Genomic DNA, 17,066 nt, shown 5'->3' with positions numbered 1-17,066 from the left:
CCTTAATCTTCTGCTAACCAAGTACGAAGCAGAACAACAAACTCATCTGGTTTGCTTCGCGCCAATTTTTCAAGTTGCTTTCTGACCACTACCTGGTCTCCATCTTCTTGGTAAATCAAGTCTGGTATTTCGGCCGCGTTTAACGGTGTCAGCAAGTCTGGATATTCCTCTTCTTCCTGTTGTTGCTTCGCTTGACTGCGTCTGCGATAAACGAGGAAAGCAACAGCTGCAAGTGCCAAGACTGCAATACCACCAACTGTCCAAAGAACAGCAGGACTTAGTGCACTGGAATCCTCAAGCTCAGCTTTTCCTGAGAATTGACGAGGGAGTACAGAAATATGCTTGTCCAACTCAGTATCCTGTAAATCAGAAGCCTGAGCACTTAAAGTGACACGAACAACATTGCGCAACACTTGTTTAATGCTCTCGAGTGTAGCAGCATCCAACGTTCCACCAGCTGGCGGTTCTACCCCGACGTTGATTGTGATGTCTTCGATCTTGTAAGGGCTTGATGTAACATTTCGTGTGATGCGATTTACTTCACGGTTAATCGTATCATTTAGCTCTTCGTATTGACTGTTACTTCCTTGTGGGGTAGATCCCGGGTAGTTCGTAACTGCATTGTTATTGGTTCCTGCAATCCCCCCTGGAGGTTGACCTTGCCCAGAGAAGGCTTTTGATAATTTTTGAGATGAAATGATAAGTCCTTCGTTATTCTCTTTGTCAGGTGCCTCAACTATGTTCTCAACGCGATTTTCTTTGTCAAAGTTCATTTTGATGAACGTATGGACGATGACTTTATCGCGTCCCATGATTGTACCCAACAAGTTGTACAGGTTTTGTTGAATTTTCTTTTCAACATCTGCTTTGATTGTTTCCTGTTGCTTAAAGCTACTCAATGTACCTTCGTTTTCATTGCCTTCGGAACGTTCTAGCGGATTCGAATACTGGTCTGTAATCGCAATCGCTTCCATCGGCAATTTCGGAACGCTTCGGGAAACAAGTAAATAGAGCGAGTTAATTTGCTTTTGATCAAGCGTTGTTCCAGGTTCAACATCGACGATAACAGAAGCCGTCGCTGTATCCGGAGTCTCCGTCACCCAAACGCTTTCCTGCGGCAACGTAATCATCACTTGTGCGGTGCGTACACCTTTTACTCGTTCCAGCATCTTGCGTAGCTCTTGTTGCAAAGCCTCTTTCTTCATGACATCAAATTGGCGATCTGTAACTCCAAGGGTACTCGAGAAAATTTCTGCATTAATTCCTGCTTGACTCGGAATACCTTGTGCTGCCAAATCTACAATGACATCTTGTGCCATTTTTTCTGGAACCTCGATACTTGTACCATTCCCCGTGATTCGATATGGGATTTGTGAAGCATCCAACTCTTGCTTGATCGTCCCAATTTCTTGTTCACTTAATCTTTGGTTGTAAAGTGGTTTGTACACCGGCTGGGAAGCGATGTATATGTATAGACCTAGAGAAATCAAGAGGAAGAGGGAAATACCGAGAATCATCCATTTTTGTTTCTTGGAAAATTGGTTCCATTTTGACGTAATCTGATCTTTGTATACTGCTAAACGTTCGTTCATGTTTCACCTCTCAAAGGATACCAACAACGATCAAATCGACATGCGCATGATCTCTTGATAAGACTCAATCATCTTGTTCCTGACCTGCATAGTCATTTGCAGCATCACGGTAGCTTTTTGACCTGCAACAGTCACTTGGTGCAAATCGGTAATTTCTCCCGCTGCAAACTTGTCGGCAAGATTCGACGATTCTACTTGCGCCTGATTCACTTTATTCATGGCATCCGATAGAAACGATGAGAATTCTTGGGAAACTTCAGCTGGGGTTGGCTTGTTCACAACCGGTGTGCGAATTGGCGTTAGTTGGGAGATTGCACTCATTTCCATTCCTTACTGTCACCCGCTTTACTTGATTTCCAATGCTTTTAGCATCATCGATTTGGAAGCGTTCAGTGCTGTCACGTTGGCTTCGTATGATCTTGATGCGGAGATCATGTCCACCATCTCTTTCATCGGGTCGACATTCGGCATCAAGAGATATCCGTCTTGATCTGCATCTGGATGAGATGGATCAAATACTCGCTTAAACGGAGTATTGTCTTCTTGAATTGCTGTGACCTTCACACCTTGTCCACCCTGACTTCCTGAGACCGTCCCTACGGCTGCTTGCAGGAAGTTATCAAATGTTCCATTTGTTTGAGGTGACAACTCCACCATTTTCCTCCGATATGGCTGCCAGGCGCCATCTACGAAGTTTGCGCGAGTGGTTTCCGCTTGCGCAATATTGGAAGCAATCGTATCCAATCGCAAGCGGTTAGCTGTTAAGGCAGAAGCACTTGTGTTAATTCCCTGAAACAAGCTCATCTTTATTTACCTCCACCCTCAATTACACTGCGTAGTTTTTGAAAATGTCCTGCTGTCAATTGCGTTAAACCGCTGTACCAAATTTGGTTTTTGGCCAATTCTGTTGTTTCTGCTTCCAAGTCAACGTCATTGCCACTGTTCTGAATGAAGTTATTCGGATTGGACACAATCTGCGGTACTGCAACGCCCCCTGCATTTCCAAACGGGATGTGTCGTTGATTGGTCCGATACGCTTCTAACTTGCCATTTCCCGCTCTTGCGTCCAGCTCATCTTGCAAAAAGCTCTCGAAGATGACTTGTTGACTTTTGAATTGAGGGGTGTCTATGTTGGCAAGGTTGTTTGCGATCGTTCTATGTCGCAATGTTGCAGCGTCGAGTGATCTCTCCAGGACCTGCAGATGGTAACTATCCAGCATTTTTCCTTTTCCCCCAATATGAGTCAGTTCTTTTCCCTAAAACAACCTACGTTTCCTGTATTTTCGACACCCTAATACGATACAATCATAGCAAAATCAATTTGGACAAAAAAGCCCCTTTTCATGACGATTTTCAAAATGATTCAATGGGACTAAATCCCTTATCCTTCCTGTTTTTTTACTGCATTTTACATGCAAACCATATTCAAACCATTGCAAATGTCGAAACATGCATTTAAAAACAATATATAATTTATGGTAATAATGTGTCGTTTTTCGACACAACTAAGACTAAAGTCCCAAGACAAAAGGTGCAGCAACATGAGTTGCTACACCTTTTTTTACTTTCTTGTAACTTTTGGCAAGGTATATTAAGACGTTTTCAGCTTCTCTAGCTCAGGCAACAGCTTTTCATTCAGCACTTTAATGAAGGTACCTTTCATCCCCAAAGAACGGGATTCGATGACACCCGCACTCTCCAGCTTACGCAGTGCGTTCACAATGACTGAACGAGTAATTCCTACGCGATCCGCGATTTTGGAGGCAACGAGCAAGCCTTCTTTGCCTTCGAGTTCTTCAAAAATATGTTCAACTGCTTCCAACTCACTGTAAGAGAGGGAACCAATCGCCATTTGTACGACTGCTTTGCTACGTGCTTCTTCTTCGATTGCTTCAGAACGCTCACGCAAGATTTCCATGCCTACTACAGTTGCACCTACTTCTGCGAGAATCAGGTCGTCATCGACAAATTGATCGTTAATACGACCCAAAATCAGCGTACCAAGACGATCTCCTCCACCCATAATTGGAACAAGCGTCGTCCAACCTGTGCGGAATACTTCTTTCATTTCAACTGGGAAAATGGTGTATGGGCTATCTACATCCAGGTTCGCAGAGGTTTCATCTACTTTCAGTAACCCCATGCTGTACTCTTCTGGAAAACGGCGTTCTTCCAGCATTTTGCGCATACGGCTGTTATCCATCTCTTGATGAATCGCAAAGCCGAGAAGTTTTCCTTTGCGGCTTACAACATAAGTATTTGCTTCAATAACGTCACTTAAAACTTGTGACATTTCATTGAAGTTCACGGCATGACCCGCGGATTTTTGCAACATGCGGTTAATTCTTCTTGTTTTTGACAGTAGATCCATCTGTATTTCCTCCTAATTATATGTGCTGCCTATCCAATGTTTATAAAATATATTGACTCAAGTCTTTGTTCCCCGCGATTGCACCTAATTTCTGTTTGACATAATCGGGGGTAATCTGTACAACTTCTAGGTGGATTTCTGGGGCTTCAAAAGAGAGATCCTCCAGTAGCTTCTCCAATATGGTGTGCAATCGCCTAGCACCAATGTTATCTGTGCTCTGATTGACCTCAGCAGCGAGACGAGCGAGCTCCTGAATGGCTTCCGGTGTAAATTCAATACGCACACCTTCTGTTTCCAAGAGGGCCACGTACTGCTTAAGCAACGCGTTTTTAGGCTCAGTCAAAATTCGGACAAAATCTTCAACGCGCAAGCTAGTCAGCTCCACCCGAATCGGAAAACGACCTTGCAACTCAGGAATTAAATCTGATGGTTTTGCCATGTGAAAAGCACCAGCTGCAATAAACAGAACATAATCTGTTTTGACAGGACCATACTTGGTCATGACAGTTGAGCCTTCCACAATCGGTAAAATATCACGCTGGACCCCTTCACGGGATACATCCGGGCCACGCCCATCCTTACCCGCAATCTTATCAATTTCGTCAATGAAGATAATCCCGTGTTGTTCAGCTCGACGAATTGACTCCTGCGTAACTTCGTCCATATCCACCAGTTTTTGCGCTTCCTGCTGAATTAATACCTTTCGCGCATCTTTTATTCGCAATTTTCGTTTCTTCATCCGCTTAGGCATCAGGCTACCGAGCATATCTTGCATTTGCATCCCCATTTGTTCTGTACCCGGAACCTGGAACATGTCAAACATCGAAGGTGATTGATCTTCCACTTCAATCTCAATCATTTGCTCTTCTAACTGACCATTCGTCAATTGCCACATGACTTGTCTGCGTTGCTGCTCAATCGACACTTCTTCTTGATCAGAGGTATCCTGCTGCTGTTGTTGCTGTCCACCGAAGAACATTTCCAACGGATTTTTGAACGAGTTCGACTGCTTACGAGATGGTACGAGTACATTCACAATCGCTTCATTCGCAAGCTTCTCGGCCTTCTCTTTCACCGACTCTACTTTTTCCTGTTTGACCGTACGGATAGAAGCTTCCACCAGATCACGGACCATCGATTCCACATCTCGCCCTACATAGCCGACTTCCGTAAACTTCGTTGCTTCTACTTTAATAAAAGGAGCACCTGTCAGTTTTGCAATCCGACGAGCAATTTCCGTTTTTCCAACACCAGTAGGTCCGATCATCAAGATGTTTTTTGGAACAACCTCTTCAATCATTTGCTCTGGCAAACAACTGCGACGATAGCGGTTGCGAAGCGCTACAGCAATGGCTTTCTTAGCTTGTGCCTGCCCGACAATGTATTTATCCAAATGCTCTACGATCTTACGCGGGGTTAATTGCTCAAGATTCAGCACAGTAGGTTCCTCCCTTTCGCTCAATTCAACTCATCCACAACAAGATTGTTGTTTGTGAACACGCAAATTTCAGCAGCGGTACGAAGCGATGCTTCCGCAATTTCACGTGCGCCGAGGTGAGGAGCATATGTTTTCAATGCACGACCTGCTGAAAGGGCAAAGCTACCGCCAGAACCAATTGCAAGAATCCCATCATCAGGCTCAATGATTTCACCATTTCCGGAAATAAGCAGCAAATGCTCCTTATTGGCAACAATCATCATTGCTTCCAAACGACGCAAAATTTTATCCATGCGCCACTCTTTCGCCAGTTCTACAGCAGCTCGCTGTAGATTGCCGTGATACTCCTCTAGCTTTCCTTCAAACTTTTCAAAAAGCGTAATGGCATCAGCAACAGAGCCAGCGAATCCTGCTAATACTTCGCCGCGATATAGACGTCTTACTTTTTTGGCACCGTGCTTCATTACCATACTGTTGCCAAAAGTAACCTGACCATCTCCGGCCATCGCTACAGACCCATTGTGCTGTACAGCAAATATGGTTGTTGCGTGAAACTGTTCCATCACTGATTCCTCCCGTTATGTCCGATTGGCGGAACCTGTATTGCCCGGGTTTGCTCGTGGGTGAGCGGTGTCATATACATGCCGAAGTCGCTCTTTGGTCACATGCGTGTACACCTGTGTCGTCGATACATTGACGTGTCCCAGTAGTTCTTGCACGGTACGCAGATCAGCGCCGCCATTTAACATATGGGTCGCAAACGTATGACGAAAGGTATGTGGTGAAACCCGCAATTGAAGAGCGTACGTTTCTACGTATTTGTCTACAATCCGCCGAACACTGCGGTCGGATAACGGTTCTCCCCGATAGTTAACCAGCAAATTGCCGTGTTCTACTTTTCCAGCCAACAGTTTTTCTCTTCCATATTCTAGGTACTGCCGAAGAACGTCGCAGGCATAACTTCCAACCGGCACATATCGTTCTTTCGCTCCTTTTCCATAAACCAAGGCGACTCCCATGCTCGGATTCACATCACTCACAGATAGAGTGGTGAGCTCCGTAACACGCATGCCACTTGCATACAACAGTTCAAAAATCAACCGATCACGAATTCCCAATGGAGTGGATGTATCAGGCAGATCGAAAAAAGCTTGAACTTCTTGCGGATATAAAAAGGAAGGAAGTTTCTTCTCCATTTTGGGAGTGGAGACTAGTTGAAATGGGTTCTGTTCCAGTTGACCTTCACGCAACAGAAATCGGTACAAGCTACGCAAACTGGATAGCTTGCGGGCAATACTTCGCCGGGAAAGCCCCCTCCCAGCCAATTGCGCGAGAAAGGAGCGACCATGCAAATAAGAAACAGCAGCAAATACGGTGATTTGGTGCTGTTCCATAAAGGAGACAAATTCGCTGATATCTGCCACATACTGCTTCACCGTATGAGGAGAGGCGTTTTTTTCAACTCGCAAATAGCGGGTAAACATCTCAATATCCGCAGAATTTTGTTGCGATATGTCCATACGGGATGCACCCTCCTCGAAGCACCTATATAGTAACACAGACGAAAATCGGATATCAATGTTAATTGTGTCGTTCTTGTGTAAAATTCTGAATTGTATCTAGCGCCCGCTCAGCGAGCTTTTCATTTTTCAAACGCTTATCTCGAATTCTTTCTGGCCATTCCGGTACGAGCCCGAAGTTTGCGTTCATCGGTTGGAAATGCTTTGGATCTGCCGTCGTAATATAACGAGCCATACTGCCCATAATTGTTTCTGGCGGAAGCTCGATCAATTCTTCACCTTTTGCGAACCGTGCTGCATTTATTCCCGCAAGCAAGCCAGATGCTGCTGACTCTACATATCCTTCAACACCAGTCATTTGACCAGCAAAGAAAAGAGTTTCCCGATCTTTATACTGATACGTAGGCTTCATCAATTTTGGCGAGTTGATAAAGGTGTTTCGGTGCATGACACCATAACGAACGATTTCGCAGTTTTCCAAACCAGGAATGAGTGAAAAGACTCTTTTTTGATCCGGCCATTTTAGATGGGTCTGGAAACCTACGATATTATACAACGTCGCAGCACTATTGTCCTGGCGAAGCTGCACCACTGCGTAAGACTTTTTACCTGTTCGTGGATCAACGAGACCTACAGGCTTCATAGGACCAAATGTCATGGTTTTGTGCCCACGCTTTGCCAATACTTCAATCGGCATGCAGCCTTCGAAGAAAATTTCCTTCTCAAATTCCTTCAAGGGAACAGTTTCCGCAGAGATCAGCGCATCATAGAAACGATTGAACTCCTCTTCCGTCATCGGGCAGTTCAGGTAGGCTGCTTCACCTTTATCATATCTGGAAGCAACGAATACCTTGTTCATATCAATCGAGTCTTTCTCGATAATGGGTGCCGCTGCATCATAGAAGTACAGATATTCTTCACCCGTCAGTTCCTTTAACTTTGTAGACAAAGCTGGAGAAGTTAGTGGCCCCGTCGCAATTACGACAATCCCATCAGGAATTTCGGTAATCTCTTCTGAAATGACCTCAACCAAAGGATGATTACGAACGGCATCTGTAACATGAGCCGCGAATTCGTGTCTGTCTACGGCAAGCGCGCCTCCAGCTGGAACCGCGCAACGATCTGCCGCATCGATAATGACAGAGTTCAGTCGACGCATTTCTTCTTTTAATACACCTACTGCATTCGTCAACGTGTTAGCACGCAATGAATTACTGCAAACCAGCTCTGCAAATTTATCGGTATGGTGCGCAGGCGTTTGTGTCTTCGGTCTCATTTCATACAGCTTTACTTTTACACCCGCCTGCGCGATTTGCCATGCTGCCTCACTACCAGCGAGGCCGGCGCCCACTACTGTAATTGTTGGTTGTGACATGCTGTTAATCCTCCAAACTACAAAATCGAATCAGGCTGCTTAGGAGTCTGCCTCTTCTTGATAATCACACTTGGTGCAAACAATGCTAACTCCTTGCTTCTTGCGCTTTTTCTCCACGAGCATGCTGGAGCATTTTGGACAAGGTCTGGCAATCGGTTTGTCCCACGATACAAAATCGCATTCCGGATATTGATTACAGCCGTAAAAAATACGGCTCTTTTTAGATTTACGTTCGATAATCTCTCCGGTTTCACACTGCGGACACTTTACGCCGATTTCTTTTACAATCGGCTTCGTATTGCGGCAATCCGGGAATCCAGAACAAGCTAAAAACTTGCCAAATCGACCAAGCTTATAAACCATCACACGGCCGCAAAGCTCACATGATTCATCCGATTCTTCGACTTTCAGCTCTACTTCTTTCATTTCTTCTTCTGCAACCACTACGCGCTTTGCAAAATCTTGATAAAAATTGTCCAGCACATCGACCCAATTGGTTGCTCCTGCTTCGATATTATCCAAACCCGATTCCATATGCGCAGTGAATTCTACGTTAAGAATCTCCGGGAAAAACTCCTCGACAAGCGTGATCACAATCTCGCCCAACTCAGTCGGGACAAATCGCTTCTCCTCTAACGCCACATATCCCCGCTTTTGAATGGTCTCTAATGTAGGTGCATAGGTAGACGGACGTCCAATTCCCATCTCTTCCAATGATTTAAGCATGCGCGCTTCAGAGAATCGAGGTGGTGGCTGTGTAAAGTGTTGACTCGGCTCGATTTCTTTTTGTTCGAGGATTTGTCCTTCTTCAATGGGCGGAAGGAAGCTTTCTTCTTCTGCACCATCATCGTTTCCTTCAATATATACCTTCATAAATCCAGGAAACTTCACTTTTGATCCTGTTGCTCTGAAGGTAACTCCACCTGCGTCAATATCTACGCTCATCGTATCAAGAACAGCAGATGACATTTGACTGGCAAGGAAACGCTCCCAGATTAATCGATACAAGCGAAGCTGATCTCTCGACAAGTATTCCTTGATTTCATCCGGTGTACGCATTACACCTGTTGGACGAATCGCTTCGTGAGCGTCTTGAGCATTTTCGTTTTTCGCCTGATTACGAGGCTCAGTTAACACATAGTCTTGACCATATTTCTCAAGTATGTATTCTCTTGCTTCGTTCTGTGCAGTCGCAGATAAGCGAGTGGAGTCTGTACGCATATAGGTAATCAAACCAACTGCGCCCTCTTTATTACCAACGTCGATCCCCTCATAGAGCTCTTGAGCAATTCGCATGGTCTTAGAAGTGCGGAAGTTCAGCTTACGTGCTGCCTCTTGCTGTAAAGAACTCGTGATAAAAGGAGGGGCAGGATTGCGCTTACGCTCACGTTTCGTTACCTTTTGTACCACATATGGTTTGTTCTTCATTCGTTTCAATACTGCTGCTACATCCTCTTCCGAATGAAGCTCCACCTTTTCATCGCCATAACCATAAAACTTCGCGTTAATTTCTTTTCCGTCGCTGATCAATGTACTCGCGATCGTCCAATACTCTTCCGGGATAAACTCTTGAATCTCCCGCTCACGATCCATGATAAGCTTTACCGCAACCGATTGAACACGTCCGGCACTCAAGCCTTTTCGAACCTTTTTCCATAAAATCGGACTGATATTGTAACCTACGAGTCTGTCGAGAATGCGACGTGCCTGTTGAGCATTTACCAAGTCCATGTTTATGTGTCGTGGATGCTTGAATGCTTCTTTGATGGCATCTTTGGTAATCTCATTAAATACCACACGAAGTGGCTGATCTAAATCGAGCCCCAAGTATTGCGCCAGATGCCAAGCAATTGCCTCCCCTTCGCGATCCGGGTCGGCTGCGAGATATACTTTTTTAACTTTTTTAGCAGCATCTTTCAAGCCTTTCAATACATCGCCTTTTCCGCGTATGGTTATGTATTTGGGTTCAAAATTACGCGTAACGTCTACACCCATTTGACTTTTCGGCAAATCGCGTACATGCCCGATAGACGCTTTCACGATATATTTACTACCCAGGTATTTTCCAATGGTTTTGGCCTTCGTAGGGGATTCTACGATTACTAGCGTATCAGCCATTTTTTTCCTCCCCTTTTAGTAAGGAATCTTCCCTATTATTAAATACCCTCATCCGGTTTGTCAAACACTTGTGCCTCTAGGCATTGCCAAAAAGCTAGCGGATATGCTATCGCCGTGCAAAATAACCGCCTGGAAGTGCCACGATGGCCCCTTTTGCTTCCAGACGAATTACCAGCTGATGTAGCATCCTGCGTTGGTCTTTTTCTAAACTGCTCATTAACTCATCCAGATGAATCCCTTCATAGGTTACGGCTTGCACAATCGCTTTTTCTTCATTAGATAAGGAGATAACATCGGTTGCATTTCTTTTTTCGACCAGCTGTATCTGCTTAGTTTTTGGAAGAAGATGTTTGATTTCCTCCCATATATCGTTACTGCATGTTACTAGCTTTGCACCTTGTTTGATCAAGTTATGCGGTCCTGCACTCATCAATGAAAAAATGGGACCTGGAATTGCAAAAACTTCCTTTCCCTGCTCAAGTGCACAGTCTGCCGTAATCAAGGAACCGCTTTTTTCTGCAGCTTCAACAACTAATACACCGATAGAAAGTCCACTTATGATGCGATTTCGCTCTGGAAATAATCCTGAAACAGGTGGAATATGAGGAGGATATTCACTGAGGAGTAGGCCAAAAGATTCAATTTCGCGATAAAGTTCCCGATGTCGCGAAGGATAAACGTGATTCATTCCGCAACCGAGCACTCCAATGGTCTTACCGTCTGCTTTTAAGGTAGCTTGGTGAGCCTCCGCATCAATTCCATACGCTACCCCTGACACAATGACAAGACCTGCTTGTACCATTTCTCGGACAAAATAGCTACAACTTGCTCTTCCATATGGTGTCGGTTTGCGCGAACCAACGACGCCAATCGACATTTTTCCCAATAATGTGAGATCACCACGGTAAAACAACGTCCATGGAGAATCAGGGATATTGCGGAGCGAAACAGGATAAGCATCGTCAAAAGGACATAAGAAGCGCGTTCCCTCTTCTTCACGCTTTTCCAACAGTGCCAGAGCTGAAGCATCATTGCTTTGCTTGTCAACCTGCGCAGTGATCAAGGAAGTCAATCTGAGCTCACGTGCCACCTCATGCCAATTTTCGATGGCAACCTGAAAAGAACCTGTCATTTCTAACATTTCTCGAATCTTCTTTCTTCCCAGCCCCGATATCATCGTTAACACATACAACCAATCTCTCTCGTCGAGCTTCGCCTTTTCCACTCTAAAATCCTCCTTCATCCCGATCACAATTGTCACCGTGGACGGTCTTGAGTGCTATTCTATCGAAAGAAAGAGGCTGCTTCAAAAATAAAAAAGTGGACAAGCCTGAGCCTGTCCACTTCTGTTTATTTACTTACTTGCCCATTACTTTCTCGAGCATACCGCGCTCTTTCAGCAATTCAACAAGTGTTTCACCGATAACTGCAGGTGTTTTCGCTACGCGAATACCGCATTCTTCGAGCTTCGCGATTTTCTCAGCAGCTGTACCTTTCCCGCCAGAGATGATCGCACCAGCGTGGCCCATACGTTTTCCTTCAGGAGCAGTTTGTCCCCCGATGAAGCCTACAACTGGTTTTTTCATGTTAGCAGCGATCCATTCAGCTGCTTCTTCTTCCGCAGTACCACCGATTTCACCCAGCATGATAACTGCTTCAGTACCTGGATCTTCGTTGAACATTTTCAGTACATCGATGAACTCCATACCTTTTACTGGGTCTCCACCGATACCTACAGCTGTGGATTGACCAAGGCCGCGAGTAGAAGTTTGGTGAACTGCTTCATACGTCAAGGTACCGGAGCGAGATACGATACCTACTTTACCTGGAACGTGGATGTAACCAGGCATGATACCGATTTTGCACTCACCTGGAGTGATTACGCCAGGGCAGTTAGGACCTACGAGAAGGGTTTTCTTACCATCCATGTAGCGCTTAACTTTTACCATGTCCAGAACTGGGATACCTTCTGTGATGCAGATTACCAGATCCAGTTCAGCGTCAACTGCTTCCATGATCGCGTCAGCAGCGAAAGGAGGAGCAACGTAGATAACGGATGCAGTAGCACCAGTTGCTTCAACCGCTTCTTTTACTGTGTTAAAAATTGGAATACCGTCAACTTCGGTTCCACCTTTACCAGGTGTTACACCGCCCACCATTTGTGTACCGTATTCAACGGCTCCGCGAGTGTGGAACAGACCAGTTGCACCCGTAATCCCTTGCGTAATTACTTTTGTATTTTTATTAACGAGAATACTCATCGCGTAATTTTCCCACCTTTTTTAACGTGTAGGAATTTATAAGCACTAGCTTATAAATTTCCGGAGCGCATGAAAACTTTCCGAAGAGTCGTGGTCGCTCAGCACTGAGTAACGTATCTACTCGAGATAACTTACTTTACCAAGGATACGATTTTCTCAGCGCCATCAGCCATAGATTCTGCAGCTACGATGTTCAAACCGGACTCATTGAGGATTTTCTTACCCAAATCTACGTTTGTACCTTCGAGACGTACAACGAGAGGTTTGTCCAATTTGATTTGTTTTGCTGCATTCACTACGCCGTTTGCGATAACGTCGCATTTCATGATGCCGCCGAAGATGTTGACGAAAATACCTTTAACTTTTTCGTCACGGAGAATAATTTTAAACGCTTCCGTTACTTTCTCTTCAGTAGCTCCGCCACCAACGTCAAGGAAGTTAGCAGGGTCTCCACCGTAGAATTTCACGATGTCCATTGTTGCCATCGCCAGACCTGCACCGTTTACCATGCAACCGATGTTACCATCAAGTGCGATGTAGGACAGATCGAACTTGGAAGCTTCGATTTCTTTCTCATCTTCTTCATCCAGATCGCGCAGAGCTACGATGTCAGGGTGACGATAGAGAGCGTTGCTGTCGAAGTTCAGTTTCGCATCCAGTGCCATTACTTCACCGTCGCCAGTTACAACCAGTGGGTTGATTTCAGCGATAGAAGCATCTTTATCAACAAAAGCTTGGTACAAGCTCATCATGAACTTAGCAGCTTTGTTAATCAGTTCTTTTGGAATGTTGATTGCGTAAGCCAGGCGACGAGCTTGGAAGCCATTCAGACCTGTTACTGGATCAACTACTTCTTTGAAGATTTTTTCTGGATTGTTTGCTGCTACTTCCTCGATGTCCATACCGCCCTCTTCGGAAGCCATCATTACAACGCTTCCAGTAGCACGGTCAACTACTACACCAACGTAGTATTCTTTCTTGATGTCGCAGCCTTGCTCGATCAGAAGGCGCTTAACTTCTTTACCTTCTGGACCTGTTTGATGAGTAACCAGTACTTTGCCAAGAATTTCACTGGCATATGTACGAACTTCATCAAGATTTTTTGCAACCTTTACCCCGCCAGCCTTACCACGGCCACCAGCGTGAATTTGCGCTTTTACTACGTTTACTTGGGTGCCCAGTTCTTTCGCTGCTTCTACAGCTTCTTCCACTGTGAAAGCTACGCGTCCTTCAGGAACTTTTACACCGTACTGCTTAAGTATCTCTTTACCTTGATACTCATGAATGTTCATTCTCCATCCTCCTATGGCAGATAAAGATCGGCAGGCTTTTAGACCGGTTCAAAGACGTCTGTCTTTTTCCGGTCATAACCTCCACTATCAGTGCAACGTACCTATTCTACGACAAAAACTGCAAAAGTGGTAGTAATATGTTCTTTTTATCGTGACCAGAAATGCGAAATTTCATGAGGAAATTCCTCATTTTCTTAGAGATTGAAGCAATTTCCATTCGATTTTAGCGAGTTCATTGTGATTGTACCAAGTTTGTTCATACTTAAAATAACGTGGATATAGTTCAATTCTCTGTTCTGTATCATTCACCAAAAAATAAAGTTCGTATTGTTTTTGACCCGGTTCTTTTGGTGGAACATTTAGTGGATCTGCATTTTTTAGCAATCGGACAGATTGATGGGCGATTCCTTGCTCGATCGTCGTTTGAGTGACATCCAGCTTCGTGTCTTGGACGTTCATTTCGCCATTTGCTGTGATGCGAATCCGTGTAGATTTAAATAACTGGTCAATCCCGTCTTCTTTTCGATTGCTTGGCGGCATCCATTCCGTTAACCGCGAGAAGAGGCTACCCTCTACGTGAAAGAAAAACGTTTCTCTCCCAAAGGGAACCGCAATTAGCGTCGGCGTTAAAATGGCCACTTCGATCGGCTTGTCAGCAGAATTCATTGTCATCCGATAGTTCGGGTAAAGTGGATACTGCTTGCTGCGACTGTCCACCTCCGGAACTGCCGATCCCATTACTTTTCTGATGGTTTCTGCTTCTAATTCGTTCAACACGCGCGCTTGCCCAAGGTCCTCTGCAGCTAAACGCACGCTCTGGATTTTTTGTGAGAGCACTCCTTTGCCAGTTAACTTGTTTACCCACTGATAAAAATAGCTGGCACCCGCTCCACGATACGTGTGTCCCCCAAACTCACTTGCCGACTCTCCCACCGTTACGACAAGTGGAGCCTGCTGGGTCCTATAAAGGACGAGCGTAAAACGTACATCTTCTTGCTTTAAAGGCTCGGATGATATTTGTATATCTTGTCCCTGTCCGGAAAGTTCTTGCAAAAACAAGCGCAAGTCCAATAATACTTCCTGTCCATCTGTTGACATTACCGTTACTTTTTCAACCGCACCAAGCTCTGTCTCGATATGATCTTTCATATCATCAGAAACCTTGCCTGACTGTGCACAGCCAGTGACGAACAAGCTACTCACCATCATAACCAGTAGACACGTACGTAAAGACGATATCACGCAGTAACCCTCCTCATGTGTTCCTGTAAGACTACAGAAGTCCCAATCGACGGCTGATCTCACTGCCAAGCTTTCGTTTCACGTAAATCTCACCAATTTGGTGCGGATCTTTCACGATAACGGAGCGATTGTTTGTACGAATCACTACATACTTTTCATTGTTTTTGTCCAAACCACAGATCAAATCAGATGAGGCTTCTACAAAGATAGCTACCACTGTTTTCCCTTCAATCTTTTTCAACGAAATTTTGGGAAATGGAGTCACAAACGGTGACGTCTTATCTTGGATGTATTGTGTAATGGCAAGAATGTATTTGTCCGGGTCTCCATACTGCTCGATCTCATGATCAATCCCGCACACTGTCCCCTCATCTGTAATGCCTAAAAATAAATTCCCGTTGTTTGAATTCGCAAACGCCACAATAGACTTAATAATTCCCGCCTTCGAATAAAGAAAGTCGCGTTTGAATTCAATCATGTCATTCTCACCAAGTTTTGTTGCTGTTACGGGATCATCAATTCGGCCTAAATAGCGAAAACGACTGATGGCGCCTAAACGATAGACATATTCTTCAAATATATCAGCAGGTAAAGAAAGGTCTTCTATGCTTGCATCTGTGTTTTGCCACAATTTATATGTTTGCGGAGCAAAACACATGTCGAACAATACATTCCCACCGAGCGAGCGTATGTTCATACCGATGGAAGCAGGCATGATCTTCCCCGGCTGATAAGGGGCATCTGTTTCCACTTCCAATACTCCTGAATGAATTAAATAATCGAAATAATGTCGCGGTAATCGTACATCATGCTTTAATATCTGACGTTCTGGCTTGCGTCGTCTGATTTCTTGGTAAAAATCAAAACGCACAGATTGTTCTTCCAGTTGGCTTACCATCGCTATCAATGAACAAATATGGCGCATGTTTCCCCTCGTTTTGTGTTAGAGTAGGTGTCATTGTTTGGTCATATTTTAACGCAACTTTTTAAGAATTGACTAGTTTTTTCGTTATTTTTGCAATTGATAGTGATGCAATATTGTTTGTAATTTAAATGAAAGTCCCATTTGTCCGCTAATCTTCAGCTTGCCCGTTACCAAAGCAACTGTGGGATTCAAGCGTCCCTCTACAAGCTTAATAAAATCTTTATCAGACAACTCCAGCTTGCAGCCCGCTTCCCTTGTCACAACCATCGTATAGTCCGCTTGATTATCGGCAAAAACCACCTCATAGGTGCCACCCTCTTCTCCACTTAGGACAAAATGGTAAACCGCATGTAATCCAGCGATCCCTTGTGGCTGAGCGTTTATTCTATTCGATAAATCCTGAAGAGTTTTTTGTACCTGCATGCTCACTTCTCCTTGCTTGCTATGTATAAGAACCCGCTTTCGGTAAAAAAAGAAAGCCGGGTGATTTACCGGCTTACTTTACACGGACAGCTGTGCCTGTAGCAATAACCATCATCATACCTTCCCGCAATGTTTCGAAGTCGAGATCAACCCCAATCACTGCGTTTGCACCTAATGCCCGTGCTTTTTCTTTCATTTCACGCAAGGCCAGTTCACGCCCTTCTGCGAGCTTACTCTCATACGAGCCACTTCTGCCTCCGATGATGTCCGTAATTCCTGCGAGAAAGTCACGGACTACGTTTGCACCCATGATTACCTCTCCGCTGACGATATCCAAATACTGTTCGACTTCTTTTCCTTGGATCATGCTGGTAGTAGTTACAATCATGTCATTGCCTCCTCATATCGATCTATTCACAATATGTATTACGTACCATAAAATAATCGGTTGCAAAGAAAGATCTAACTTGTCCAAAAGTGTATGCGCATTACTAGCAAACTATTCGATT

Annotated in this window: 17 protein-coding genes; all 17 read right to left on the bottom strand. The window is 44.6% G+C overall.

The window, feature by feature from the left end:
- Window positions 1-2: 2 nt before the first annotated feature.
- On the bottom strand, window positions 3-1,592 hold the full coding sequence (gene fliF, locus E8L90_RS05590; protein ID WP_137028353.1) for a flagellar basal-body MS-ring/collar protein FliF: 1,590 nt from the start codon (window positions 1,590-1,592) through the stop codon (window positions 3-5).
- 30 nt (window positions 1,593-1,622) lie between these two features.
- Window positions 1,623-1,919 carry a flagellar hook-basal body complex protein FliE gene (gene fliE, locus E8L90_RS05585; protein WP_137028352.1) on the bottom strand — a complete coding sequence of 99 codons (297 nt, stop codon included), beginning with the start codon at window positions 1,917-1,919 and terminating at the stop codon, window positions 1,623-1,625.
- A gap of 18 nt (window positions 1,920-1,937) precedes the next feature.
- On the bottom strand, window positions 1,938-2,396 hold the full coding sequence (gene flgC, locus E8L90_RS05580; RefSeq protein WP_137028351.1) for a flagellar basal body rod protein FlgC: 459 nt from the start codon (window positions 2,394-2,396) through the stop codon (window positions 1,938-1,940).
- A 2-nt stretch (window positions 2,397-2,398) separates the two neighbouring features.
- Window positions 2,399-2,812, bottom strand: a complete 414-nt coding sequence (flgB, locus tag E8L90_RS05575) for a flagellar basal body rod protein FlgB (protein ID WP_137028350.1) — start codon at window positions 2,810-2,812, stop codon at window positions 2,399-2,401.
- Window positions 2,813-3,183: 371 nt separating this feature from the next.
- Window positions 3,184-3,963 carry a GTP-sensing pleiotropic transcriptional regulator CodY gene (codY, locus tag E8L90_RS05570; RefSeq protein ID WP_016743316.1) on the bottom strand — a complete coding sequence of 260 codons (780 nt, stop codon included), beginning with the start codon at window positions 3,961-3,963 and terminating at the stop codon, window positions 3,184-3,186.
- A gap of 40 nt (window positions 3,964-4,003) precedes the next feature.
- On the bottom strand, window positions 4,004-5,401 hold the full coding sequence (gene hslU / locus E8L90_RS05565; protein ID WP_279633645.1) for an ATP-dependent protease ATPase subunit HslU: 1,398 nt from the start codon (window positions 5,399-5,401) through the stop codon (window positions 4,004-4,006).
- 20 nt (window positions 5,402-5,421) lie between these two features.
- Window positions 5,422-5,964 carry an ATP-dependent protease subunit HslV gene (gene hslV, locus E8L90_RS05560; protein WP_007719366.1) on the bottom strand — a complete coding sequence of 181 codons (543 nt, stop codon included), beginning with the start codon at window positions 5,962-5,964 and terminating at the stop codon, window positions 5,422-5,424.
- Between the two features lie 15 nt (window positions 5,965-5,979).
- Entirely contained in the window at window positions 5,980-6,921 is a 942-nt protein-coding gene (xerC, locus tag E8L90_RS05555; RefSeq protein ID WP_137028348.1) for a tyrosine recombinase XerC, read from the bottom strand.
- A gap of 61 nt (window positions 6,922-6,982) precedes the next feature.
- Window positions 6,983-8,296 (bottom strand): FADH(2)-oxidizing methylenetetrahydrofolate--tRNA-(uracil(54)-C(5))-methyltransferase TrmFO, encoded by a 1,314-nt coding sequence (gene trmFO / locus E8L90_RS05550; RefSeq protein WP_137028347.1) that lies wholly within the window; start codon window positions 8,294-8,296, stop codon window positions 6,983-6,985.
- Window positions 8,297-8,335: 39 nt separating this feature from the next.
- Entirely contained in the window at window positions 8,336-10,414 is a 2,079-nt protein-coding gene (topA, locus tag E8L90_RS05545) for a type I DNA topoisomerase (RefSeq protein WP_137028346.1), read from the bottom strand.
- A gap of 106 nt (window positions 10,415-10,520) precedes the next feature.
- The gene (dprA, locus tag E8L90_RS05540; protein WP_137028345.1) at window positions 10,521-11,639 is read right to left on the bottom strand and encodes a DNA-processing protein DprA; all 1,119 of its coding nucleotides are present in this window, start codon (window positions 11,637-11,639) and stop codon (window positions 10,521-10,523) included.
- Between the two features lie 133 nt (window positions 11,640-11,772).
- Complete coding sequence (gene sucD / locus E8L90_RS05535) at window positions 11,773-12,675, bottom strand: succinate--CoA ligase subunit alpha (RefSeq protein ID WP_137028344.1); 903 nt, start codon at window positions 12,673-12,675, stop codon at window positions 11,773-11,775.
- Window positions 12,676-12,806: 131 nt separating this feature from the next.
- Window positions 12,807-13,967, bottom strand: a complete 1,161-nt coding sequence (gene sucC / locus E8L90_RS05530; protein WP_007719385.1) for an ADP-forming succinate--CoA ligase subunit beta — start codon at window positions 13,965-13,967, stop codon at window positions 12,807-12,809.
- Window positions 13,968-14,153: 186 nt separating this feature from the next.
- Window positions 14,154-15,209 carry a hypothetical protein gene (locus E8L90_RS05525; protein WP_137028343.1) on the bottom strand — a complete coding sequence of 352 codons (1,056 nt, stop codon included), beginning with the start codon at window positions 15,207-15,209 and terminating at the stop codon, window positions 14,154-14,156.
- A gap of 31 nt (window positions 15,210-15,240) precedes the next feature.
- Window positions 15,241-16,134 carry an AlbA family DNA-binding domain-containing protein gene (locus E8L90_RS05520; protein WP_137028342.1) on the bottom strand — a complete coding sequence of 298 codons (894 nt, stop codon included), beginning with the start codon at window positions 16,132-16,134 and terminating at the stop codon, window positions 15,241-15,243.
- Between the two features lie 84 nt (window positions 16,135-16,218).
- Window positions 16,219-16,557 (bottom strand): SCP2 sterol-binding domain-containing protein, encoded by a 339-nt coding sequence (locus tag E8L90_RS05515; RefSeq protein ID WP_137028341.1) that lies wholly within the window; start codon window positions 16,555-16,557, stop codon window positions 16,219-16,221.
- A gap of 73 nt (window positions 16,558-16,630) precedes the next feature.
- Window positions 16,631-16,945: a YbjQ family protein gene (locus E8L90_RS05510; protein ID WP_137028340.1), complete on the bottom strand. Its 315-nt coding sequence runs from the start codon at window positions 16,943-16,945 to the stop codon at window positions 16,631-16,633.
- Between the last annotated feature and the right edge of the window lie 121 nt (window positions 16,946-17,066).

The organism is Brevibacillus antibioticus (assembly GCF_005217615.1).
Taxonomy (GTDB): Bacteria; Bacillota; Bacilli; order Brevibacillales; family Brevibacillaceae; genus Brevibacillus; species Brevibacillus antibioticus.
The sequence above is the reverse complement of the archived record's forward strand: the minus strand, read 5'-3'. Positions and strand labels throughout refer to the sequence as shown.